This window comes from Glutamicibacter sp. BW77 (assembly GCF_002332285.1).
Lineage (GTDB): Bacteria > Actinomycetota > Actinomycetes > Actinomycetales > Micrococcaceae > Glutamicibacter > Glutamicibacter bergerei.
Map to the genome: position 1 here is coordinate 36,566 of NZ_NRGT01000065.1, position 21,330 is coordinate 57,895.

Here is a 21,330-nt window from a genome sequence, read left to right on the forward strand (position 1 = left end):
GGGACTTGCTGGTTTTGCGCCACTACTTGATTTTTAAGACCTTAGGCCTTGGCGACCAAGCGGTTGGAGATCTTGTACTGTGCGGCGCGGTGGGTATCCTTCACCCGGTCGCCCTCGCCGAACAGCTTGTGGCGCAGCGAACCTTCGGTGTATTCGGTCTTGTATGCGCCGCGTGTCTGCAACTCTGGGACCACGTACTCGACGATGTCTTCAAAAGTTGCCGGAGTAACCGCGTAGGCCAGGTTGAAGCCGTCTACGTCGGTGTAGTCCACCCAGTCGATGAGCTTCTCGGCAACTTCAGCACCGGAACCGACGGTGATTGGACCGAACCCGCCAACGCCGACCCACTCGGCCAACTGGCGGATGGTCCATGGCTTGCCGGAATCGCCGCTGGCCTTCTGGAAGGTCTCCACGGTGGACTGGATGGCGTTGGACTTTACGTTCTCGCCAATGACGTCATCTGGACCGTATTCGGAGAGGTCAATGCCCATCCAGCCAGACATCAGCACCTGAGCGCCTTCGATATCCGCGTAGGACTTGTAGTCCTGGTACTTGGCTTCCGCCAGCTCGGCGGTCTCATCGGTGATGATGGTCTGCATTGCGAAGATCTTCACGTCGTAGCGGTCACGACCGGCTGCCTGGACCGCATCGCGGATCTTGGCTACGGCAACTTTGAGGGTCTCACGGGTTGGGCAGGTGACGAAGACCGATTCGGCGTTTCCGGCGGCAAATTTGATGCCGCGGCTAGAAGCTCCGGCCTGGTAGATCACCGGGGTACGCTGGGTGCTTGGCTCGGTGATGGCGATGCCCGGAACCTTGAAGTACTTTCCTTCATGGTTGATCGAGTGCACCTTAGCCGGGTCGGCATAAACGCCGGTTTCCTTGTTGGCCTGTACTGCGTCGTCTTCCCACGAACCTTCAAGAAGCTTGTAAACAACCTCTAGGTACTCGTCTGCGTGATTGTAACGCTCATCGTGTTCCATCTGGTCTTCCTGGCCCATGTTCCGGGCAGCGGACGGCAGATAACCGGTGACTACGTTCCAGCCCACACGGCCTTCGGTCAAGTGGTCCAGGGTGGCCAAACGGCGGGCGAAAGCATATGGGTGCTCATAGGCGGTGCCAGCGGTGACACCAAAACCGAGGTTCTCGGTGACTGCGGCCATCGCTGAAACCAGCATCATCGGATCGTTGACCGGAGCCTGCGCGCCGGTGCGTAGTGGGCTTTCGTTGGAGCCCTTGTACACGTCGTAGGTGCCCAGCACATCGGCGAGGAACAGTCCGTCGAACTTGCCCTTTTCCAGCACCTTGGCCAGGTGTGTCCAGTAACCCAGGGTCTTGTAGGTCGAGGCCTTGTCAGCCGGGTGACGCCACAGTCCTGGTGACTGGTGAGCCACGCAGTTCATGTCGAAGGCGTTAAAAAGGATTTCGCGCTTGTTCTCGCTCATTGGTGTACCCCTATCCATGGAAATGAATTCTTGTAAATCTAACGGTGCGTTCAAAAAACTTGTTTAGCTTCCAGAAAATTGTGGTGTTCCAGAAACCGTTCCGGTGACCGAGAGCCGTTGGGGTTGCACCCCATTGATCTCGTAGTCCCCTACGATGCGTGCCTTATAAATTGCCGGGTTATGCGTTGCGATGGTGCGTGCGTTGCGCCAATGCCGGTCCATGTTGCAGCTGTTGCGTGTAGCCGATGCCCCGAGCCCGTCAAAGAGTTTGCTCGTCGCCCCGATCACCAAGGGCTGCACAATGGTCTGGGCGCGGTTTGCCGCCAGCTCGCACACGGCGAAGCGTTCCTCGGAGTTCAGGTTCGCATCGGCCATCGCCGATTCGACTTCCAGCACCGCCCCCATGACCACGGAGTCGGCGGCAAAAACTTCGGCGGATACCTCACCGACCAGCTGCAGTACCTGTGGTTCGCGGTGTACCGGAACCCCTGTTCCGGTACTGAAGCTGCGGGTACGTGCCTGAACCGAAGATCGCAGGTCGTTTAGTGCGGCCCGACCAATTCCGGCTTGCACCGCCATGAGTACCAGCTGGAAGATTGCGGCCTCCGGGTCGGTGGGATCTTCGGGCATGAAGGTATCCACCGGAACATTGTGGAATTCGGTACTGCCGGTACCGGTCAGCTGCTGACCAAACCCGTCCCAGTCATCAAGGATCTTCACACCACTGTGTTGCGTTGAAACCACGGCGATCTGGCGACCAGGGATCTCTGGGTGGGCTACCGCAACGGTGGTCCAGTCCGCAAAAATGGTACCGGTGCAATAAAATTTGCGGCCGTTGACCAACCACCGCGAGTCTTGCTCAGTTACCTTCGTGTTCAGTACGCCCAGCGCGTTTCCGCCCTCTTCGGTATAAGCATTGCCAACGATCTGGCCGGCGCTGATTCGCGTAGTCCACTTGCTGCGTAGCACTTGGTCTTCTAAGCGCACCACATTTTCTACGAAGGCAATATGGGCTCTCCAGAGTTGTGCCACGTGCGAATCAGCTTCGGCTAGCTCAATAAGCAACCGAAACACATCGCTTAGCCGTGCGCCATGACCACCTTCGGCAATGGATAGTCGCAACGCGCCGAAGCGTTCACGATTAAGCAGCCCGACCTGTTCGAAGGGGAGTATCCGTTGCCGGTCACGCTCACTAGACCCGGCGGCAATCTGTGCGAAGACGGGACGGAAGATATCTGCAAGTCGTTCATACTGTTCATCTGCGCCAGAACCTGGAGTTATTTTGAGCAATTGTCGTGTGGGTAGCTCTACAGGCAGCTCATCAAGCTCCGCAGCGTTACCGGCCACAGACGGATCGCTAAGCGCATTAAAGTCGCCAGCTAAATCGCCAAATGACATCAAAAGTCCTCTATTCTTTCCATCGGTTCTGGCTGTAGCACCGTCCCGGGCCAAAAAATGGTGGGTGGTTGCTGCGACGTCTTCGAGCCAAATCTCTCGGTCGCTCTGGATGGTTCGTAATCATTTGTAGCCTGAGAATTACGTTGCCTTCAACCCGGCAAGTCATATTTCTTCGTGCTGGCATGACCCTTGAATTGCATCAAGGACTCCACTTATCCGGCATAGTCGAACGCCACACCCAGCGTTTCGCGATTTTTCAGCCAAATACGTTGTTGATGAAATAAAAATCGAAACATCTTGATGATGTGACGTAGTTATCGAATATTTTTCATATTACGACGGATTTGCATTGAATTCGTTCGAAAGCCTGTAATGGTCATATAACCATCCCGAGCGGCCAAGAGATCTGGCTCTGTGACGCCGCAGCAACCACCACACACGATTTGTAAATAGATGTGTGGCCGGTGCTACCGCCAGGAACGATGGAGATGAATCATGGTTTTCATATTGCCCTGCCCCAGCTGGCTTACTCGAAGAAGTTGCTCGATGATGTGCCAGCAACTGGACACCCGCTAGCTAAACAACGCGCACGTAAGCACCGCAGGAACAGCCGCCCCAAACTTTTCAAGGAAACGCAATGACTATCACCAAGTTGCCCACTACAACCTCACCTGCTGGCACCGAGAACCGTCAGGAGTTCTGGGACGAAGCAGCAAACTTGCTCGACTGGGACACCAAATGGCACACCACTAGCCAGATCATTGCCGCGGACCCACAAGCAAAGCGTGGACCACAGATCTCTTGGTACCTCGGTGGCAAGCTCAACGCCGCCGTGAACTGCGCGGACCGCCACGTGGAATCCGGAAATGGCGACAAGGTCGCGCTCTACTTTGAGGGCGAGCCTGGCGATCGCATTGCGGTGACCTACCAAAACCTGCAAGATCGCGTTAGCCAAGCGGCCAACGCGCTATTGGAACTCGGTATTACCAAGGGTGACCGCGTGGTCATCTACCTACCGGTGCTCATCGAAACAATTGTGATCACCCTGGCCTGCGCCCGTATCGGCGCGATCCATTCACTGGTCTTCGGAGGTTTCTCCGCGGAGGCACTCAAATTTCGTGTGGAAGACACCAAAGCGAAGCTGCTGGTGACCACCGACGGTCAATTCCGTCGTGGGAGCTCGGTTCCCGTCAAAACCAATGCCGATATTGCGGTCTCCGGAGAAAATGACATTGAAAAGGTGCTGGTTATTCAGCGCACCGGGGACGACATTCCTTGGACCGAAGGACGCGACCTGTGGTGGCACGAAACGGTAGAGAACCAGCCCACGCACCACAAAGCCGAAGCCTTCGACTCTGAGACGCCGCTGTTCATCATGTACACCTCGGGAACTACCGGACAGCCTAAGGGGCTGGTGCACACCACCGGCGGTTACCTCACTCAGGCTGCTTATAGCCACAATCTTTTGTTCGGCAATCCTGATGAGTCTCAGCGCTCCGATGACGTGCACTGGTGCACCGCGGATTTGGCTTGGGTTACCGCACATACTTATGAAATTTATGGGCCACTAGCCAACGGTGTCACCCAGGTGATCTACGAGGGTGTGCCTAACGCACCGCATCCCGGACGCCACTTTGAAATTATCGAGCGCTACAAGGTCACCAGTTACTACACTGCACCCACACTGGTCCGCTCGCTGATGGGTTGGTTCCCCGACGGCATTCCGGACAATTACAATTTGTCCTCACTTCGTGTGGGCGGCACCGTGGGCGAAGCGGTCAATCCCGAAGCGTGGCGTTGGCTACGCGCCCAGGTGGGACGAGACACCGAGCACGGGATCCCGATGGTTGACACCTGGTGGCAGTCCGAGTCAGGAGCTACAGTACTTTCGCCGTTGCCTACCGATGCGCACTTCAAGCCAGGCTGTGCCTCGCGCGCCCTACCGGGTGTATCGGTGGACATTGTTGATGCTGCGGGAAATACCGTGGCTGCAAACGAACAAGGAAATATCGTAATTACCCAGACCGGCCCATCGATGGCCCGGACGGTCTGGGGAAATCCGGAACGTTATTACACCAGCTACTGGGAGCAATATGTTGCCCAGGGTTGGTTCCTTGCCGGTGATGGTGCCCGCTTTGATGAGGACGGGGATATCTATATCCTGGGCCGCACCGATGACGTAATCAATATTTCCGGGCACCGGCTGTCAACCATTGAGATTGAGTCGGCTTTAGTGACCCATGCAGGTGTCGTCGAGGCCGGAGTCTGCCCCACCCCGGATGCGAAGACCGGCCACGCGGCCACCGCCTTTGTGGTTCCGCTGGATAAGACACTGATCTCAGCAAACCCTGATGCGCAAACGCTTGCACGTCAGCAAGAGTTCATCACCATCCTGCGCGCAACGGTCACCGAGCAGATCGGCCCAATCGCTAAACCACGCGATATCGTATTGGTCCCAGATGTTCCTAAGACCCGTTCGGGCAAGATCATGCGCCGCCTGCTGACCCAGCTCTTCGAAGGAACCAAGCTCGGCGACACCACCAGCTTGCAAAATGAGCCGTGCATCGCCGAGCTAGAGGAGATTTGCCGGGCACGGAGCTAAACAGTTTCAGCTACAAATCTGCCCCGCAGNNCTGCGGGGCAGATTTGTAGCGTTTTACATCATTACTCGTCGATACGCTCAGGCTTGGCCGACCCAGTTGAGCCGGAGTCTTCCGTCGCGGAGGACGAATCGGCTGCCTTCGTCTTGAGCACAAATTCTTTGCCCTCTATCAACGGGATTTCCGTGGTCATCAAGCTGAACTGGCTTCCATCGTGGCGTTCTACGCCCTCGGTGACCGATTGCTCCAAGACCTGACGAGCTACCTTGTCGCTTAGCACCAGAGGGTCCTTACTCAGATCCTTCCAGATGGCCACGCAGAGCAGGAGCATCACTAGGACAAACGGCAGCGCGGAAACGATTGTAATATTCTTCAGACCGTTCAACGCTTCGGCTGGCTTGTCGCCACCGGCAAGTAGCATCACCGCAGCTACCGCGCCTACGGCAACGCCCCAGAAGATAATGGACTTCTTTGATGGTTCCGCGGCTCCGCGTTCGCTGAGCGCACCCATCACGATGGATGCAGAGTCAGCGCCGGTGACGAAGAAGATCGCAATCAGCAACACAGTCACGATCATGAGCAGCACCGCAATCCAACCCGGCAATGGTAGCGCTTCAAGCAGATCAAAGAGGATCAAGTCAAAGTTGAGGTCCGGGACTCCGTCCACCATGTTCACCAGGGCAGCACCGGTATCCCCAGATTGTTCGGCACGTTCCTGCAAGCCTATGGCGCCGCCGCCAAAGATCGAGAACCAGATGAGGGTAACGCTCGAAGGTACCAACAGCACACCGGTCACGAACTGACGAATGGTGCGACCACGCGAAATACGGGCGATAAACAAGCCAACGAATGGGGCCCATGAAACCCACCAAGCCCAGTAGAACACGGTCCAGGAGGACAGCCAAGCAGACATTGCTTCGCCGCCGGAACCGGCGGTACGCGATGCCATCTGCGGAAGGTCACCAATGAAGGCACCCACGGCATTTGGAATTACGTTAAGAATGAACAGCGTTGGTCCGCCGATGAAGACGATCAATGCAATGACGAGAGCCAAGACCATGTTGATATTTGAAAGCCACTGAATTCCGCGTTCAATGCCGGATACGGCCGAAGCGACGAACAGCGCAGTCAAAATGGCAATGATAACAACCAAGACACCGGACCCAACCTTGGCCATTACACCGCTGGCCTGTATGCCGCCACCGATCTGCAGCGCACCAAGACCCAAAGAACACGCGGAGCCGAACAGCGTGGCCAAAATGGCCAAGATGTTAATGGTGCGGCCACCCCAACTATGGGTGACCCGTTCGCCGAAGATTGAGGAGAACATCGCGGAGAACAGCTGTGGGCGTCCGAGCCGGAAGCTACCGTAAGCCATTCCTAGACCAACAATTGCGTACATGGCCCATGGGAACAAGGTCCAGTGGAAGAGCGTCGTGCCCATCGCGGTGCTCAATGCAGCAGGAGTTTGCCCGTCTACGGTTCCTGGTGGAGGTGACATGTAGAAGTACAGCGGCTCGCCGACACCGTAGAACACCAACCCGATGCCCATACCGGTAGCAAACATCATGGAGATCCAAGAGACGGTGCTAAATTGTGGCTTCTCACCGTCTTTCCCGAGTGGGATGCGACCGAAATTTTTGGCAGCAACAACGAGGACAAATACGGTAAATACCGAGGCTGCGATCACAAATAGCCAGCCGGTATTCGTTATCACCCAGTTGAGTGCGGCATCAGAAGCGACGCCTAGCCCTTTGGGAGTAACGAATCCCCACACGATAAACGCCAAGGCCAAGCATCCGGCAATGCCGAACACCCAGTAATCCATTCCGGACTTGTCATATTTTTTAGGTCGTCGTTGACGAGCCGTATGCAGCTCGCCGACTAAATCTTCGAATGATTGTTCATTCTGCGTCATTTGTTCTTCCTTCACCAGCGGAATTCATTTCGCCTAAACGTCATGAGTTCCGGCGGCAACCATCCCGGTGAAGGTTCGGTTGCCAGATCGTGGACTCGGTTGAGCATTGCTTTGAGGGCATCGTGCACTGGCTTCTTAATCAACAGCGGAAGGCGCTGAAATAATAGCCCTCGGGTGCCAGCTTCTGCGGAGGTTGACTAAATCAACTCAGTAGAGCGGGGAAACATATTTGCTCCTTGACCTCTTCAAAGGCCTTATCCATCATGGTCCCACCGCGAATAAGGGTCAAACCTAGCAGGATTTGACGTGCTGTTTTAAATGCAACCTAAGGGCTTACGTCCCTTGTGAGACACAGTTAACGGTGGGCTCATGTGAATTTCCTCGCCAAGCAAGATTTTCTGCATTAGTCAGCAAAACCGACCAGATCAGAGGTTCTTTTCCCAGTTCAAAAAAATTTGAGCAGAAAAATTTAGGACAAACGTCGCGCTTTATCTTGACCGATTCAAAATAAATAGGGCAAGCTAGTGTTATGACTACATTCGGGGGAATCGAGAAGGTGCTACGCGAAGCATCCATGCGGGTCACTCGTCCGCGCGTTGCGGTGCTTGCAGCGGTCACCGCTCATCCCCATGCGGATACCGAGACAATTATTGACGCGGTCCGCCAAGAACACCCTACGATTTCCCATCAAGCGGTGTACGACTCATTAAAACTCCTCACCAGCCTGGGGCTGCTCCGTCAGATTCAACCCCACGGACATATCGCCCGCTACGAGGCCCGCGTGGGAGATAACCATCACCACGTGGTCTGTCGCAGCTGCGGAGCATTGGCCGATGTTGACTGCGCTATTGGAGCCTCACCGTGTCTACACGCCTCCGATGATCACGGTTTCAGCATCGATGAGGCCGAAGTTATCTACTGGGGGCTCTGCCCAGAGTGCCAGTCAGCCAAAACAGCCTAACCAGCTAAACATTTTATTTAAAAAGAAGTACCGCAAGGAACTAACCTTCATCTTCGCGGGCCATTGCCCTGCGGACGTGAAAAATCACGCCCAATTCAGTACCAGAAGGAAAACTATATGTCAGAAACGACTGCAGGCCAGTGCCCAGTAGTAGGAGCCGGACGCGTTCACCCTACCCGGGGCAATGCGAACACCGAATGGTGGCCAAATAAGCTCAATCTGAAGGTTCTATCCAAGAACCAGGAAGCCACCAACCCGCTTGATGCCGACTTCGACTACCCAGCAGCATTCGAAGCACTGGATTTCGCAGCCGTTAAGGCCGATATCGCCGAGCTGATGACCAAGTCCTACGACTGGTGGCCAGCAGACTTCGGTCACTACGGTCCATTCTTCATCCGCATGGCCTGGCACGCGGCAGGCACCTACCGCTCCCACGACGGTCGCGGTGGCGCAGGCGCCGGTCAACAGCGTTTTGCACCGCTGAACTCCTGGCCAGATAACGTGAACCTGGATAAGGCACGTCGTCTGCTCTGGCCAGTAAAGAAGAAGTACGGCCAGTCGCTGTCCTGGGCCGACCTCATCATCTTGGCCGGTAACGTTTCCCTCGAAGACATGGGATTCGAAACCTTCGGTTACGGTGGCGGCCGCAAGGACGTCTGGGAAGCTGATGATGACGTGTACTGGGGCCCGGAAAAGGTCTGGCTGGAAAGCGAACGTTACACCGGCGCACGCAACCTCGAAGCTCCACTGGCAGCCGTCCAGATGGGCCTGATCTACGTGAACCCTGAGGGTCCAGATGGTGTTGCAGATCCTTTGGCCTCGGCCATCGACATCCGCGAAACCTTCCGCCGCATGGGCATGAACGACGAAGAAACCGTCGCACTGATCGCCGGCGGCCACACCTTCGGCAAGACCCACGGCGCCAGCGCCGAAACCCACAAGGGCGAAGACCCGGAGTCCGCTCCGCTGGAAATGCAGGGACTGGGCTGGAAGTCCGACCACGGTACCGGCCACGGCGATGACACCATCGGCTCAGGTCTGGAAGTGACCTGGACCTACCACCCAACCCGTTGGGACAACGAGTTCTTCCACATCCTCTTCGCGTACGAGTGGGAACTGTTCCACTCCGAGGCCGGCGCACAGCAGTGGCGTCCAAAGAACGGCGCCGGCGCCGATATGGTGCCGATGGCTCACAACCCAGCCGTGCGTCGCGAACCACGCATGCTGACCAGTGACCTGGCCCTGCGTTTTGACCCGGTTTACGGTCCAATCTCGGAGGACTTCAAGAACAACCCAGAGAAGTTCGCGGACGCTTTCGGGCGTGCGTGGTTCAAACTGACCCACCGCGACATGGGCCCGAAGTCCCGTTACTTCGGACCAGAAATCCCGGCCGAAGACCTAGCTTGGCAAGATCCCCTACCGGCAACCCCGGCAGTAACCTTGGGCGCTACCGAGATTGCGGCATTGAAGGCTCTCATCGCGCAGTCCGGCCTTTCGGTACAGCAGTTGGTTTCTACCGCATGGAAGGCAGCTGCAAGCTTCCGTTCCTCTGATAAGCGTGGTGGCGTTAACGGTGGCCGTATCCGTTTGGAACCACAGGTCTCCTGGAGTGTGAACCAGCCTGAACAGCTCAAGGTAGTAATCACAGTTCTTGAGCAGATCGTGGAAGAGTTTAACGCTACTTCCGCCATCAAGACTTCCTTCGCAGACGTTGTAGTTTTGGCTGGCAACGTCGGTGTTGAGCAGGCAGCATTGGCTGCTGGCCAGCAGATTGAGGTTCCCTTCACTCCTGGTCGCGTTGACGCTACCCAGGAACAGACCGACGTGGAGCAGTTCGCTTGGTTGGAGCCAGTGTCCGACGGTTTCCGCAACTACGATTCCGAGTTCTTGAATTTGCCTCCGGAATACCTGCTCATTGACCGCGCTAACCTGTTGGGCCTCAACGCACCGGAGATGACCGTATTGCTCGGTGGTCTACGTGTACTAGGCAACAACTGGGATGGTTCGAACCACGGTGTCTTCACCGACACCCCGGGCGCATTGACCAATGACTTCTTCGCGAACCTGATGGAATTGGGCCTTGAGTGGACCCCTGACGCCGAAGAGAAGACCTATGCAACCACCGACGGCCGCTGGGTTGGTAGCCGTGTGGACTTGGTCTTCGGCTCAAACTCCGAGCTACGTGCATTGGCCGAGGTTTACGCCGCGGATGATGCGAAGGAGACATTTGCTACGGACTTCGCCGCAGCCTGGGCCAAGCTCATGGATGCTGACCGGTTCGACCTGCGTAAGTAAGTAGTTTCTTCGCTCATAGATGTGGCTGTCACTCCCTGGGGTGACAGCCACATCTATGTGTTTCTACAACTTAAAACAGCACTGGGTCCGACTGCGTCTGTCGTTGCGGGTTTTCAAGTTCTAGTAGCTGCAGCTTGGTGGGTAATCCGCCAAGGTATCCGCCGAGCGCACCATCGGTGCGCAGGACTCTGTGGCATGGCAAGACAATCGGTAGTGGATTGGTCGCGCAGGCGGTGCCCACCGCGCGTACTGCTTTTGGTTTACCAATCTTCGCTGCCACCTGTGCGTAGCTCAGGGTCTGCCCGTAGCCGATCTGTCCCAGTTCTAATTGCACGGTTCGGCGAAATTCTGTAGATAGTCTTAGATCCAGCGGGAGCTGGAATTCGTGCCGTGTGCCAGCAAAGTATTCATCAAGCTGACGCGCTACCCCATCGAGTTTCGCAGGTGCTTGAAGGATTCGTGGGCTCACCTTAGTCGCAAGACTTTCAAGGATATGGTCATAGCCTTCGCTTTCAAAAGCAACTCTGACCAGTCCGGCCTCGGTGCTCGCCAGCAGCAGTTTTCCAATCGGCGTATCAAACACACGGTAGGAAATGTCGGTCAGCTGTGACTTATCAGCTTCTGTTTCCAGACGCGAATGCAGTTGGGCCAGCATTGTTGTTTCCTCGGTGGTGGGGCCGGAATTCACCTTGTCAATATTCATCTTTTGGCTCCCGGGGTTTGTGCCTCATTCAGCTTGCTTCGTAAGTTTTTGATGCCGTCGGCCGCAGCTCTCCGGGCGGCTTCCGGCGTACCCGACAGCACCTCGGCAATTTGCGCATAACTTAATCCGCCAAGATACCTGTAGGCGATTACTAGCCGTTGTTTTTCTGGCAGCGTTTTGACCACTTGCCAAAGTTCCAGATTTTCAAGGTTCTGTGCCGGAGTTGAAGCATGGACGCCGTCGCCATTTTCGACCTCGGCTTGCACGGTTTCGGGTCGATGCTTGCGCAGTTCGTCGATTGCTTTGCGGTGGGCAATGCGTACCAGCCAGGCCTGCACATTGGCTTCCTGGTCTAACTGCGGATAGGCCTTGAGCGCCGAGAGGAAGGTTTCGGACCAAGCATCTTGAGCGCGATGCTCATCGAGTAGCGCGCGGCACACTCGCAGGACACTGAGCCCATGGGTCTGCACGACCCGTTCGAATGGTTGCTTCATGTGACTCCTCGTTGGCGGCTGTCACTAGGTAAACGTACCGTGTGGCCATTATGTGAGGTGCGTGAGCTAACTATTTCAAAAACTTTTTACGTCGTTGCATTTTAGTGAGCGGTGACGAGGCCTAGTTCTTCGCGCAGTTCATGCATCCGCTCAAGATCAATTTTCAGTAGCTCCCCGTTAGCCACGCCGTCGTGGATACGTACCCCGGCGAGCGCGTCACGCACAATCCGCATGGCAGCTCCATGACTAATGACCAAGATCTTTCGTCCAGGGTTTTCCTGCACTAAAACAGACAAGGCACCAAGCATGCGGTGTAAGACGGTTTCTCTGTCTTCAGTCTCAGCAGCAAGCGTCGCTGCTTCGGCTTCGCTGACTTCAGCCATAATCCGGCCTTCAAGTGGGCCAAAACCTCGCTCAATCACGTCCGCCACCGGCGCTGCATGTTCAACGTCAAGTTCTGCTGCGATCAGCAAGGCTGTTTCTTGAGCCCGCGACAGCGGAGAAGCGACAACCAGATCCCAATTCTGGCCGTTCAGTTCCCTACCAAGCTCCCGCGCTTGCGCTCGACCGGTGTCATTCAAATCGATATCGGTACGTCCTTGCATGCGCCCGGCAAGGTTCCAATCGGTCTGCCCATGCCTGACCAAAGCTAACGCTGTATCCATAGCTCGAGCATAAGCTAACCCCTGAACCACGCCCGAATCGGATTCCTCCTTCAAGAACCGAAACTTTAGGACTCATAGTTGGGTCATTCAAAGACATATTGACAGACTGTTACTAACCATCCCGAGCGGCCGAGAGATCTGGTTTGATGACGCCGCAGCAACCTGCCACAGCCGGTGGACTAGGTGCTACCGCCAGAACCGATGGAGCTGCTTTCCACTGAATTCCAGGGGTTAAGCGACATTGATCCGGGATTCCTGCCGAAGCATCAATCGACAAGGAGTCGTACGCCACCATGGCTGACCACAAGTTTGGATTTCGCACCCGCGCTCTACACGCCGGCGGCACACCCGACGCGGAGCACGGCGCACGCGCCGTGCCGATCTACCAGAGCACTTCATTTGTTTTTAAAGACACCGATGACGCGGCTAATCTCTTCGCACTGCAAAAGTACGGGAACATTTATTCGCGCATTGGTAACCCCACGGTGGCAGCTTTCGAGGAGCGCATGGCGTCACTCGAAGGCGGCATCGGTGCGGTAGCTACCGCCTCAGGCATGGCAGCTGAGTTCGTCACCTTCGCGGCACTGGCTCAGGCCGGGGACCACATTGTTGCTTCCTCCAAACTCTATGGAGGCACCATCACCCAGCTGGACGTGTCCTTGCGCCGTTTCGGGATCGAGACTACCTTCATCGATTCTAATGACGCCGCAGATTTTGAAGCAGCAATCCAAGAGAACACTAAGGCCGTTTACACCGAGATCGTGGCAAACCCTTCGGGCGACATCGCTGACCTCAAGGGTCTGGCAGAGGTCGCCCACCGCCACAACATCCCGCTGGTGGTTGACTCGACGCTGACCCCGCCGTATCTGTTGCGCCCCATTGAACATGGCGCGGACATCGTGATCCACTCAGCCACCAAGTTCATCGGAGGGCACGGCACCACCTTGGGCGGTGTAGTCATCGAGGCTGGCACGTTCAACTGGGGCAACGGCAAGTTCCCCACCATGACTGAACCCGTACCAAGCTACGGCAACGTGTCTTGGTGGGATAACTTCGGCGAATACGGATTCCTGACCAAATTGCGTAGCGAACAGCTACGAGACTTTGGCCCCTCCCTGCCTGCGCAGTCTGCATTCCAGTTGTTGCAGGGCTTGGAAACCCTGCCACAGCGCATGGATAACCACCTGACCAATGCGAAGCAGGTCGCCGCGTGGCTCGAAGCCGATGACCGCGTCACCTACGTCAATTACGCGGGTCTCGAATCCCACCCACAATATGCCCGTGCCGCCGAGTTACTGCCAATGGGCGTTGGTTCGGTCTTCAGTTTCGGAGTAAAGGGTGGACGCGAGGCTGGCACCAAGTTCATCGAAGCTTTGCAACTGGCAAGCCACTTGGCCAATATCGGTGATGCTCGCACCTTGGTACTACATCCTGGGTCTACCACCCACCAGCAACTGAACGCCGAACAGATGGTTGCCGCAGGAGTTCCTGAAGATCTGATCCGCCTCTCCGTCGGTTTGGAAGATGTTGAAGATATTCTCTGGGATCTAGATCAGGCACTGACTGCTTCCCAGAAAATCGCAGCCAAGCTGGATGAGGCTCCCACCTATGACGGCGCTGCCTGCGCCGTGCCAGCAGCTTCGAAGGGAGCAAACTAATGAGCACTGAGCAACGTACTTGGCAGGGCCCTGGCGCCGCAGAACGCCTGAATATTCTGCATGAAACAAAGTCTATTGCTATCGTTGGTGCCTCAAATAAGCCATCCCGCGCCAGCTACTTTGTTGCCACTTATCTCTTGTCTTCCTCGAAGTACAAGGTATATTTCATCAACCCCGTGCTGGACGAGATTCTCGGGCAGCCGGTCTACAAGTCATTGGCTGATCTGCCGGAGACCCCTGATCTGGTCGAGGTTTTCCGTAAACATGATGACCTTCCCACCGTGCTAGATGAAGCGCTGGCCGTGGGCGCGAAAACCCTATGGTTGCAGCTTGGTTCGTGGCACGAGGAGGTTGCCGCGCGCGCCGAGGCTGCCGGGATGAATGTGGTCATGGACCGCTGCGTCAAGATTGAGCATGCCCGCTTCCATGGTGGATTGCGCCTTGCCGGGTTCAACACCGGAGTGATCTCCTCTAAGCGCCAGCTACTGGCATAAAGTTCTGCATCTTTTCATTCTCGCCGGAGCCTGTGGTGACCTCACCACAGGCTCCGGCCATTTGAGCTGGCATCCTCACCATTCCAATCCCCCGACCTGAAACATCACATGACGCTAGGGTGTGAAATCACGTTTTACATAACGATTCAGCCGATTTTTCCTGCCTATCGGATGGTCGAATTGATTTCAGCCGGTGAAGGCGAAATGGTAAATACATGCCTTCCCGTTCCCGTGTCAACGCGGTTATTTCCGTACTTTGCTGTGTCCTTTTCCTCACCAGCTGCGGTTCTCCAATAACCCAACAGGCCTCCCGGGCGGGCCATGCAGTTGCAGGTTTCTTTGCCAATACATCCTCTGCCCGAAGCGAAGGCTCCATGCAGGTCGCACGGGTTGCTGATTACAGTGCAGTTCCTGCAGTCCAGGCTCCTATCACCGCGATGGTGCTCAAACCACAACCTCGCGTTAATTGCGAAAAGACCAAATGCGTAGCCTTGACCTTTGATGACGGTCCAGGGAAGTACACCGCATCATTACTGGACATGTTGGCCAGGGAAAACGTCCCCGCAACTTTCTACATGCTCGGGCAGAACGTTGCCAATTTTCATGGCGCGGTAAATCGCATGGCGTACGAGGGACACCAGCTGGGCAATCATACTTTTGACCACCGAAGTCTAACCGGTTTGTCCGCAGAAGAAATCAAGAATGAAATCTCCGCAACCGAATCGGCCATCCGCAAGGCGACCGGATTGACGCCGGATACTTTACGCCCGCCGTATGGGGCTCATAATTCTGCCGTTGACCAACTGGTGAATACACCGATGGTGCTCTGGGATGTTGACACCTTAGATTGGCAGCATCATGATCCGAAGAAAACCGTAGATCTCGCGTTGGCGCAGGCACACCCCGGGTCGATTATCTTAATGCACGACATCCATGACAGCTCGGTCAAAGCAGTGCCGGAACTGGTCAAGCGGCTCAAACATGAAAACTACACCTTGGTGACGGTCAATGAACTATTCGAGGGAACGAATTTTGGCGGCAAAACCGCCTACACTCGGCGCTAGCGTTTTTACATTCAGCGCCATCTTACGTAAAAAACCCACTCAAAAACAGATAAACCCAAAAGTTCTTCACAAATTCGCTTGACGACCCCACACAATCGGACATAAAGTCATGGAAACACAGATTCGTGTGTTGCATGTCATGACTTTATGGAGGCGTAGATGTTTGCCGAGGAAAGACATCGGCTAATCACCGATCAGCTTGCCGCCGAGGGGAAAGTAACCGTCGCGCAACTGGCTGAACGCTTTGAGATTACCGCGGAGACCGTTCGCCGTGATCTAGCCCAGCTGGAGTCTGAAAATCTCTTGCGTCGTGTACATGGTGGAGCGGTCTCCATCAGTGAGGCAAGCACCCGCGAAGAAAGCTATATGGCACGCACCGCCATCCATGCCGAAGCCAAGGCGCGTATCGCGCAACGTGCACTCAGCCTGCTACCGGTCTCCGACGCTTCGGTCATCTTAGATGCAGGAACCACCACAGAATTCCTCGCCGAACGCATGGCCAAAACCAATGCAGGGTCCGGACTCGTGGTGATCACCCACGCACTGCCCATCGCCACGGCACTGGTGCAAAGCCCAGAGATTGCCTTGGAACTGATTGGCGGACGAGTTCGCGGAATTACCGGTGCCACCAGCGGTGCACGCACTGCGCAGGAATACTCCAACTATCGCGCCGACATTGCTTTTATCGGAACCAATGCCCTGCATGCCGATTTCGCCTTGAGCACGCCTGACCCCTTGGAAGCCGCCGTTAAAACCGCCTTGATCGCGAGCGCACGCCGTGTTGTGCTCCTCGCCGACAGCTCAAAATTTGACCAAGAAACCCTGGTTCGCTTCGCCCGCCTGGATGCCATAGACACCCTGGTGACCGACAGTGCACCGCAAGGCGGTCTTGCTGCGGCCTTGGAACTGGCCGAAGTGGAGGTAGTTGTCGCATGATCATCACGCTAACCTGCAACCCGGCCTTGGATAAGACCATTGAATTACAAGAGCCGCTGGCTCACGGAGCTGTCCAACGCGCCGCAACCAGTCATACTCAGGCTGCCGGCAAAGGAGTGAACGTGAGCCGGGCGCTTTCCGTGGCTGGAGCCCAGACTCACGCGCTGCTACCGGGCGGAGCTAATGATCCGCTCATCGCCGCGCTACGTGGTGACGGACTGAATTTCACTTCACTGCCCATCGATGAATCGTTGCGCACCAACATCACCTTGACCGACCCGGATGGCACCACCACCAAAATCAACGAGTTAGGCCCGACGTTGAGCGCCGAGGCAGTATCTGCATTGAGTGCGTTAGTACTTGAGGCAAGCGCCGAAGCCACTTGGCTGGTGATGGCCGGATCCCTGCCCCCAGGAGTACCTGCAGACTTCTATGCGCAGCTCACCGCCACGCTTCGCGCTTCACTGGGCACCAAATGTCCGAAGATCGCAGTGGACACCTCCGGAGAACCGTTGCGCCAGCTTTACGCCCACACCGCACACCACATCCCAGACCTCATCAAGCCAAACGCCGAGGAGTTGGCAGATCTTGTCGGTGCCAGACTCAGTGAAAAACAGCTTGAAACTTCCGCGCAGCTGACCGCAGAGACCTGCCAAGCTTTGCTTGAGCGCGGGACCGGTGCCGTGTTGGCAACGCTCGGAGCCCACGGTGCGGTGCTGGCCACAAGCCAAGGGGCATGGCATGGCTGGCATGAACCCATCGCCGCCCGGAGCACCGTGGGAGCTGGAGATTCTTCGCTGGCAGGATTCCTGTTGGCAGCCATTTCTCAGGGCTCATCAGAACAATGTCTTAAGTCAGCCATCGCCTACGGGGCGGCGGCAACTTCGCTCCCCGGTTCGACTATCCCCTCACCATCTGACCTCACCGCGGACGCCGTCACCGTCGTCTCACTCAACCCAAGGCAAAGATCATAGCAATGAGCGACCTGATCACCACCCAGCTCGTCACCCTCGACGCACACTTGGGCACCTCAACCACCGAGGTGATCAATCACCTGGCGAACCTGGTGGCCAAGGCCTCCCGCGCTACCGATGCATCGGCCCTGGCCGAACACGCATTGGCCCGTGAAGCAAAAACCGCCACGGGAGTGCCCGGCGGCATCGCGATTCCGCACTGTCGCTCGGCCGCCGTCACCACCCCCACCCTGGCCATGGCACGACTGGCTACCCCGGTAGATTTCGGGGCCAAAGATGGTCCAGCAGATCTGATCTTCTTTATCGCTGCCCCAGAGGGCGCCGATAAAGAGCATTTGAAGCTGCTCTCCAAATTGGCTCGCGCGTTGGTGAAGAAGACCTTCACCGCAGCACTTCGCGAGGCGACCAGCGCCAGTGAAATCGTCGCGTTAGTCTCCGCGGTTATCTCCGATAATCCGACGGTTCCTGCCGCCGCCCCGGTAGCCGCGCCGGCACCAACCACCGACCCCTCACGCGCAAGGGTCTCCAAGATCGTGGCGGTCACCGCCTGCCCCACCGGCATTGCCCACACCTATATGGCAGCCGACTCGTTGGCACAAACCGCCGAAGAGCTTGGCATTGATTTTGCGGTGGAAACTCAGGGCTCTTCCGGTTCCACCGCGTTGGATCCTGCAATTATTGAAGCTGCCGACGCGGTGATCTTCGCCGTCGACGTTGATGTGCGTGACCGTGCACGTTTTGCCGGCAAGCCGTTGATTCAGGTTCCGGTTAAACGCGGTATCGACGAGCCTGAGAAACTTCTCAAGGATGCCATCGCGGCAGCGAGCGATCCGCAAGCGCGCCGGGTGCCTTCCGCTACGGCATCGGCCGAATCGGAACAGACCAGTGACAAGCAAGGCTTCGGCGCACAGCTCAAGCGCGCGCTGCTGACCGGCGTTTCCTACATGATTCCGTTCGTGGCCGGCGGCGGCTTGCTGATTGCATTGGGCTTCCTGCTCGGCGGTTACGCGATCACCGACGTGGCAGACAAGTATTTGACCGATAACACGCTGTTCAACCTGCCAGATGCAGGACTCATGGCCTACCTTGGAGCCGTCGCATATAAGATCGGTGGCCTCTCCATGGGCTTCCTGGTTCCCGCTTTGGCCGGTTACATCGCTTATGCGTACGCAGACCGCCCAGGTATTGCCCCGGGCTTCACCGCAGGTGCGGTGGCGGGCTTCATGGGTGCCGGGTTCCTTGGCGGTATCGTCGGTGGTTTGATTGCCGGTTTGGCCGCTCGCTGGGTCAGCTCCTGGAAGGTTCCACGCTGGTTGCGTGGTCTGATGCCAGTGGTGATCGTGCCGCTGCTCGCGTCCATCATCGCCTCGGGTCTGATGATCCTCTTCCTAGGCGGACCGATTGCGAAGCTCACCGAAGCACTCAACTCATGGCTCTCGGGTATGTCGGGTACCGCAGCTGCGATTCTTGGTTTGATCCTGGGACTCATGATGGCCATCGACTTGGGTGGACCGGTTAATAAGGTTGCCTACGCCTTCGCGGTAGCGGGACTGGGCGCCGGTTCACTGACGGAAAATCCTGCCCCACTGATGATCATGGCAGCTGTGATGGCCGCGGGTATGGTGCCACCATTGGCCATGGCCTTGGCTACGACGGTTTCCCCGAAGCTATTCACCGGAGCCGAACGCGAAAACGGCAAGGCGGCTTGGTTGCTCGGTGCCGCGTTCATCTCCGAAGGCGCTATTCCCTTCGCCGCGGCAGACCCATTGCGTGTCATCCCTGCTTCGATGGTGGGCGCCGGAGTGACCGGTTCGTTGATTATGACCTTTGATGTGGTCAGTCAGGCACCGCACGGCGGAGCATTTGTCTTCTTTGCAATGAATAACACCTGGCCGCTGTTCCTGTTAGCCACCGTCATTGGCACGCTCATCTCCGCTGCACTGGTGATTATTCTGAAGAAGTTTGTTCGTAAGACTGCGGTGCCAAACGCTGAAAGCGTCAAGGTTGCAGCATGAGCACGCACAAGGTAGAAAAGTTTTCCGGGGTAGGCGTCAGTGCAGGCCGAGTCATCGGTACCGTACGTCGTATGCCCGATGCGATCCAAGCCCCCGCCGACGGCGCACCGCTTCCTGCCGGTGCCACTATCGACAGTGAAACCGCCCGCTTGGCCCAGGCCACTCAAGCGGTTGCCGCGCAGCTCAAGGCACGCGCCGCACTGGCTACCGGGGACGCGCAAGCGGTGCTCAAGGCCACCGCACTCATGGCTAGCGACAAGAGCTTACTGAAGTCGGCAACGAAGCTGGTTGCCTCGGGCACCTGTGCGGAGTCGGCTCTCTGGGAGGCCGCCGATGCGGTAGCCACCCAACTGTCCGCACTCGGTGGCTACATGGCCGAACGCGCCGGAGACGTACTCGATGTTCGCGCCCGTATCGTGGCCGAGCTACGTGGGGTGCCTGCCCCGGGTATCCCCGATTCGGAAACCCCCTTTGTACTCGTAGCCGTTGACCTAGCGCCGGCAGATACCGCTACCCTGGACCCGGCGAAGGTTTTGGCCTTGGTAACCAGCGATGGCGGGCCACAGTCCCACACCGCGATTATTGCCCGTTCCTTAGGGTTGCCGGCTATCGTGGCGGCCAGCGATACCACCGCCCTGGTTGATGGCGACGTAGTCTACGTGGACGGAATTGACGGTCTCGTGGTGCGCAACCCCACCGAGGTTGAATCAGCGACCGCACGCACCTACGCAAATCGTGAGCAGCTACCGGAATTTGATGGCCGGGGAGTACTGGCTGATGGCCACCGCGTTCCCCTGCTAGCCAATGTAGGAAGCGGCACCGATGCGCAGGCTGCGGCCAAGGCAGGCGCCGAGGGCGTAGGCCTATTGCGTACCGAGTTCTGTTTCTTAGGACGCGAGAAGGAACCAACCCATGAGGAACAGGTAGCCGCCTATGGTGCGGTTTTTGAGGCCTTCGCGCAGAAAAAAGTTGTGGTCCGCACCTTGGATGCCGGGGCCGACAAACCGCTTCCGTTCCTCACCGATTCGACGGAGCCAAATCCGGCACTCGGTGTTCGCGGCTACCGCACGGACACCACTAGCCCCGGAGTCCTCGCCCGTCAGCTCACTGCAATCTCTGAGGCCGCCGCCAACCACCAGGCCGAGGTCTGGACCATGGCGCCAATGATCTCTACGCCTGCCGAGGCCCAAGATTTTGCGGCACTGGTGCGCACGGCAAACCTCGCAACCGCTGGAGTGATGATTGAGGTTCCCTCGGCCGCGCTGATGGCCGAGCGGATCTTGGAACGTTGCGATTTTGTCTCTATCGGAACCAACGATCTGACGCAATATACGATGGCCGCAGATAGGCAGCTGGGCTCATTGGCTGAACTGAATGACCCGTGGCAGCCGGCCGTGTTGCACATGATCGCGGCCACCAGTGCCGGGGCACAGGGCGCCGGTGCTAAACCGGTGGGAGTATGCGGCGAAGCCGCGGCAGATCCTGCACTCGCGGTAGTACTAGTGGGACTGGGCGTTAATACCTTGTCCATGAATAAGCGCGCGCTTTCCCCGGTCGCCGCGGTGCTACGTACCGTGGACTTGGCTACCGCTCAAAAATTGGCGCAGCTTGCCTTACGAGCCGCGTCAGCTGAGGAAGCCCGAAGCTTGGTACGTGCGCAGTTGCCCGAATTGGATCGCTTCGGACTCTAACAATTCCAAGGTCACCTGC

General features: G+C 57.0%; 17 protein-coding genes and 2 riboswitches. Of the genes, 11 read left to right on the forward strand and 6 right to left on the reverse strand.

Annotated features, from left to right (window positions below; translation table 11 throughout):
• Positions 1-41: 41 nt before the first annotated feature.
• Together CIK74_RS10970 and CIK74_RS10975 are read right to left on the reverse strand one after the other, a co-directional pair.
• On the reverse strand, positions 42-1,445 hold the full coding sequence (locus CIK74_RS10970) for an LLM class flavin-dependent oxidoreductase (RefSeq protein ID WP_096256254.1): 1,404 nt from the start codon (positions 1,443-1,445) through the stop codon (positions 42-44).
• A 63-nt stretch (positions 1,446-1,508) separates the two neighbouring features.
• Positions 1,509-2,843 carry an acyl-CoA dehydrogenase gene (locus CIK74_RS10975; protein WP_096256255.1) on the reverse strand — a complete coding sequence of 445 codons (1,335 nt, stop codon included), beginning with the start codon at positions 2,841-2,843 and terminating at the stop codon, positions 1,509-1,511.
• A gap of 16 nt (positions 2,844-2,859) precedes the next feature.
• Positions 2,860-2,959, reverse strand: a riboswitch (SAM riboswitch).
• A gap of 265 nt (positions 2,960-3,224) precedes the next feature.
• A riboswitch (SAM riboswitch) is annotated at positions 3,225-3,332 on the forward strand.
• On the opposite strand from CIK74_RS10975, the gene CIK74_RS18790 reads away from it, so the two are divergent.
• Together CIK74_RS18790 and acs are read left to right on the forward strand one after the other, a co-directional pair.
• On the forward strand, positions 3,332-3,484 hold the full coding sequence (locus CIK74_RS18790) for a hypothetical protein (protein ID WP_170947851.1): 153 nt from the start codon (positions 3,332-3,334) through the stop codon (positions 3,482-3,484). (Overlaps the previous riboswitch by 1 nt.)
• Entirely contained in the window at positions 3,481-5,445 is a 1,965-nt protein-coding gene (gene acs, locus CIK74_RS10980) for an acetate--CoA ligase (RefSeq protein ID WP_096256256.1), read from the forward strand. Before CIK74_RS18790 ends, acs begins: the two co-directional genes overlap by 4 nt.
• Positions 5,446-5,507: 62 nt before the next feature.
• On the opposite strand, the gene CIK74_RS10985 is transcribed toward acs, so the two are convergent.
• Positions 5,508-7,361 (reverse strand): BCCT family transporter, encoded by a 1,854-nt coding sequence (locus tag CIK74_RS10985; RefSeq protein ID WP_096256257.1) that lies wholly within the window; start codon positions 7,359-7,361, stop codon positions 5,508-5,510.
• 529 nt (positions 7,362-7,890) lie between these two features.
• On the opposite strand from CIK74_RS10985, the gene CIK74_RS10990 reads away from it, so the two are divergent.
• Both CIK74_RS10990 and katG read left to right on the forward strand, forming a co-directional pair.
• Entirely contained in the window at positions 7,891-8,322 is a 432-nt protein-coding gene (locus CIK74_RS10990; RefSeq protein ID WP_096256258.1) for a Fur family transcriptional regulator, read from the forward strand.
• Between the two features lie 117 nt (positions 8,323-8,439).
• Entirely contained in the window at positions 8,440-10,617 is a 2,178-nt protein-coding gene (katG, locus tag CIK74_RS10995) for a catalase/peroxidase HPI (RefSeq protein WP_096256259.1), read from the forward strand.
• A 70-nt stretch (positions 10,618-10,687) separates the two neighbouring features.
• On the opposite strand, the gene CIK74_RS11000 is transcribed toward katG, so the two are convergent.
• From CIK74_RS11000 to CIK74_RS11010, 3 genes are all read right to left on the reverse strand, one after another.
• Positions 10,688-11,320 carry a methylated-DNA--[protein]-cysteine S-methyltransferase gene (locus CIK74_RS11000; RefSeq protein WP_096256260.1) on the reverse strand — a complete coding sequence of 211 codons (633 nt, stop codon included), beginning with the start codon at positions 11,318-11,320 and terminating at the stop codon, positions 10,688-10,690.
• The gene (locus CIK74_RS11005; RefSeq protein WP_096256261.1) at positions 11,317-11,814 is read right to left on the reverse strand and encodes a sigma-70 family RNA polymerase sigma factor; all 498 of its coding nucleotides are present in this window, start codon (positions 11,812-11,814) and stop codon (positions 11,317-11,319) included. Before CIK74_RS11005 ends, CIK74_RS11000 begins: the two co-directional genes overlap by 4 nt.
• Positions 11,815-11,915: 101 nt before the next feature.
• Complete coding sequence (locus CIK74_RS11010) at positions 11,916-12,533, reverse strand: histidine phosphatase family protein (protein WP_205738276.1); 618 nt, start codon at positions 12,531-12,533, stop codon at positions 11,916-11,918.
• A gap of 239 nt (positions 12,534-12,772) precedes the next feature.
• On the opposite strand from CIK74_RS11010, the gene CIK74_RS11015 reads away from it, so the two are divergent.
• The 7 genes from CIK74_RS11015 (at position 12,773) to ptsP (ending at position 21,311) form a co-directional block, all read left to right on the forward strand.
• Positions 12,773-14,137 carry an O-acetylhomoserine aminocarboxypropyltransferase/cysteine synthase family protein gene (locus CIK74_RS11015; RefSeq protein ID WP_096256263.1) on the forward strand — a complete coding sequence of 455 codons (1,365 nt, stop codon included), beginning with the start codon at positions 12,773-12,775 and terminating at the stop codon, positions 14,135-14,137.
• On the forward strand, positions 14,137-14,631 hold the full coding sequence (locus CIK74_RS11020) for a CoA-binding protein (protein WP_096256264.1): 495 nt from the start codon (positions 14,137-14,139) through the stop codon (positions 14,629-14,631). The genes CIK74_RS11015 and CIK74_RS11020 overlap by 1 nt, the downstream gene beginning before the upstream one ends.
• Positions 14,632-15,005: 374 nt before the next feature.
• Positions 15,006-15,695 carry a polysaccharide deacetylase family protein gene (locus tag CIK74_RS11025; RefSeq protein ID WP_205738277.1) on the forward strand — a complete coding sequence of 230 codons (690 nt, stop codon included), beginning with the start codon at positions 15,006-15,008 and terminating at the stop codon, positions 15,693-15,695.
• A 159-nt stretch (positions 15,696-15,854) separates the two neighbouring features.
• Positions 15,855-16,631, forward strand: coding sequence for a DeoR/GlpR family DNA-binding transcription regulator (locus tag CIK74_RS11030; RefSeq protein ID WP_096256266.1), 777 nt, complete (start codon positions 15,855-15,857; stop codon positions 16,629-16,631).
• Complete coding sequence (locus tag CIK74_RS11035) at positions 16,628-17,605, forward strand: 1-phosphofructokinase (RefSeq protein WP_096256267.1); 978 nt, start codon at positions 16,628-16,630, stop codon at positions 17,603-17,605. Before CIK74_RS11030 ends, CIK74_RS11035 begins: the two co-directional genes overlap by 4 nt.
• Positions 17,606-17,607: 2 nt before the next feature.
• Positions 17,608-19,620: a fructose-specific PTS transporter subunit EIIC gene (locus tag CIK74_RS11040; RefSeq protein WP_096256268.1), complete on the forward strand. Its 2,013-nt coding sequence runs from the start codon at positions 17,608-17,610 to the stop codon at positions 19,618-19,620.
• Positions 19,617-21,311, forward strand: a complete 1,695-nt coding sequence (gene ptsP, locus CIK74_RS11045; protein ID WP_096256269.1) for a phosphoenolpyruvate--protein phosphotransferase — start codon at positions 19,617-19,619, stop codon at positions 21,309-21,311. The genes CIK74_RS11040 and ptsP overlap by 4 nt, the downstream gene beginning before the upstream one ends.
• Positions 21,312-21,330: the final 19 nt, after the last annotated feature.

Bases quoted from the DNA above. Each gene is read 5' to 3' on its own strand.
- acs (WP_096256256.1), top strand. From the start codon at position 3,481: ATGACTATCACCAAGTTGCCCACTACAACCTCACCTGCTGGCACCGAG.
- CIK74_RS11000 (WP_096256260.1), bottom strand. From the start codon at position 11,320: ATGAATATTGACAAGGTGAATTCCGGCCCCACCACCGAGGAAACAACA.
- CIK74_RS10985 (WP_096256257.1), bottom strand. From the start codon at position 7,361: ATGACGCAGAATGAACAATCATTCGAAGATTTAGTCGGCGAGCTGCAT.
- CIK74_RS11025 (WP_205738277.1), top strand. From the start codon at position 15,006: ATGCAGGTCGCACGGGTTGCTGATTACAGTGCAGTTCCTGCAGTCCAG.
- ptsP (WP_096256269.1), top strand. From the start codon at position 19,617: ATGAGCACGCACAAGGTAGAAAAGTTTTCCGGGGTAGGCGTCAGTGCA.
- CIK74_RS11030 (WP_096256266.1), top strand. From the start codon at position 15,855: ATGTTTGCCGAGGAAAGACATCGGCTAATCACCGATCAGCTTGCCGCC.
- CIK74_RS11035 (WP_096256267.1), top strand. From the start codon at position 16,628: ATGATCATCACGCTAACCTGCAACCCGGCCTTGGATAAGACCATTGAA.
- CIK74_RS11005 (WP_096256261.1), bottom strand. From the start codon at position 11,814: ATGAAGCAACCATTCGAACGGGTCGTGCAGACCCATGGGCTCAGTGTC.
- katG (WP_096256259.1), top strand. From the start codon at position 8,440: ATGTCAGAAACGACTGCAGGCCAGTGCCCAGTAGTAGGAGCCGGACGC.
- CIK74_RS10990 (WP_096256258.1), top strand. From the start codon at position 7,891: ATGACTACATTCGGGGGAATCGAGAAGGTGCTACGCGAAGCATCCATG.
- CIK74_RS10975 (WP_096256255.1), bottom strand. From the start codon at position 2,843: ATGTCATTTGGCGATTTAGCTGGCGACTTTAATGCGCTTAGCGATCCG.
- CIK74_RS11020 (WP_096256264.1), top strand. From the start codon at position 14,137: ATGAGCACTGAGCAACGTACTTGGCAGGGCCCTGGCGCCGCAGAACGC.
- CIK74_RS11015 (WP_096256263.1), top strand. From the start codon at position 12,773: ATGGCTGACCACAAGTTTGGATTTCGCACCCGCGCTCTACACGCCGGC.
- CIK74_RS10970 (WP_096256254.1), bottom strand. From the start codon at position 1,445: ATGAGCGAGAACAAGCGCGAAATCCTTTTTAACGCCTTCGACATGAAC.
- CIK74_RS18790 (WP_170947851.1), top strand. From the start codon at position 3,332: ATGAATCATGGTTTTCATATTGCCCTGCCCCAGCTGGCTTACTCGAAG.
- CIK74_RS11040 (WP_096256268.1), top strand. From the start codon at position 17,608: ATGAGCGACCTGATCACCACCCAGCTCGTCACCCTCGACGCACACTTG.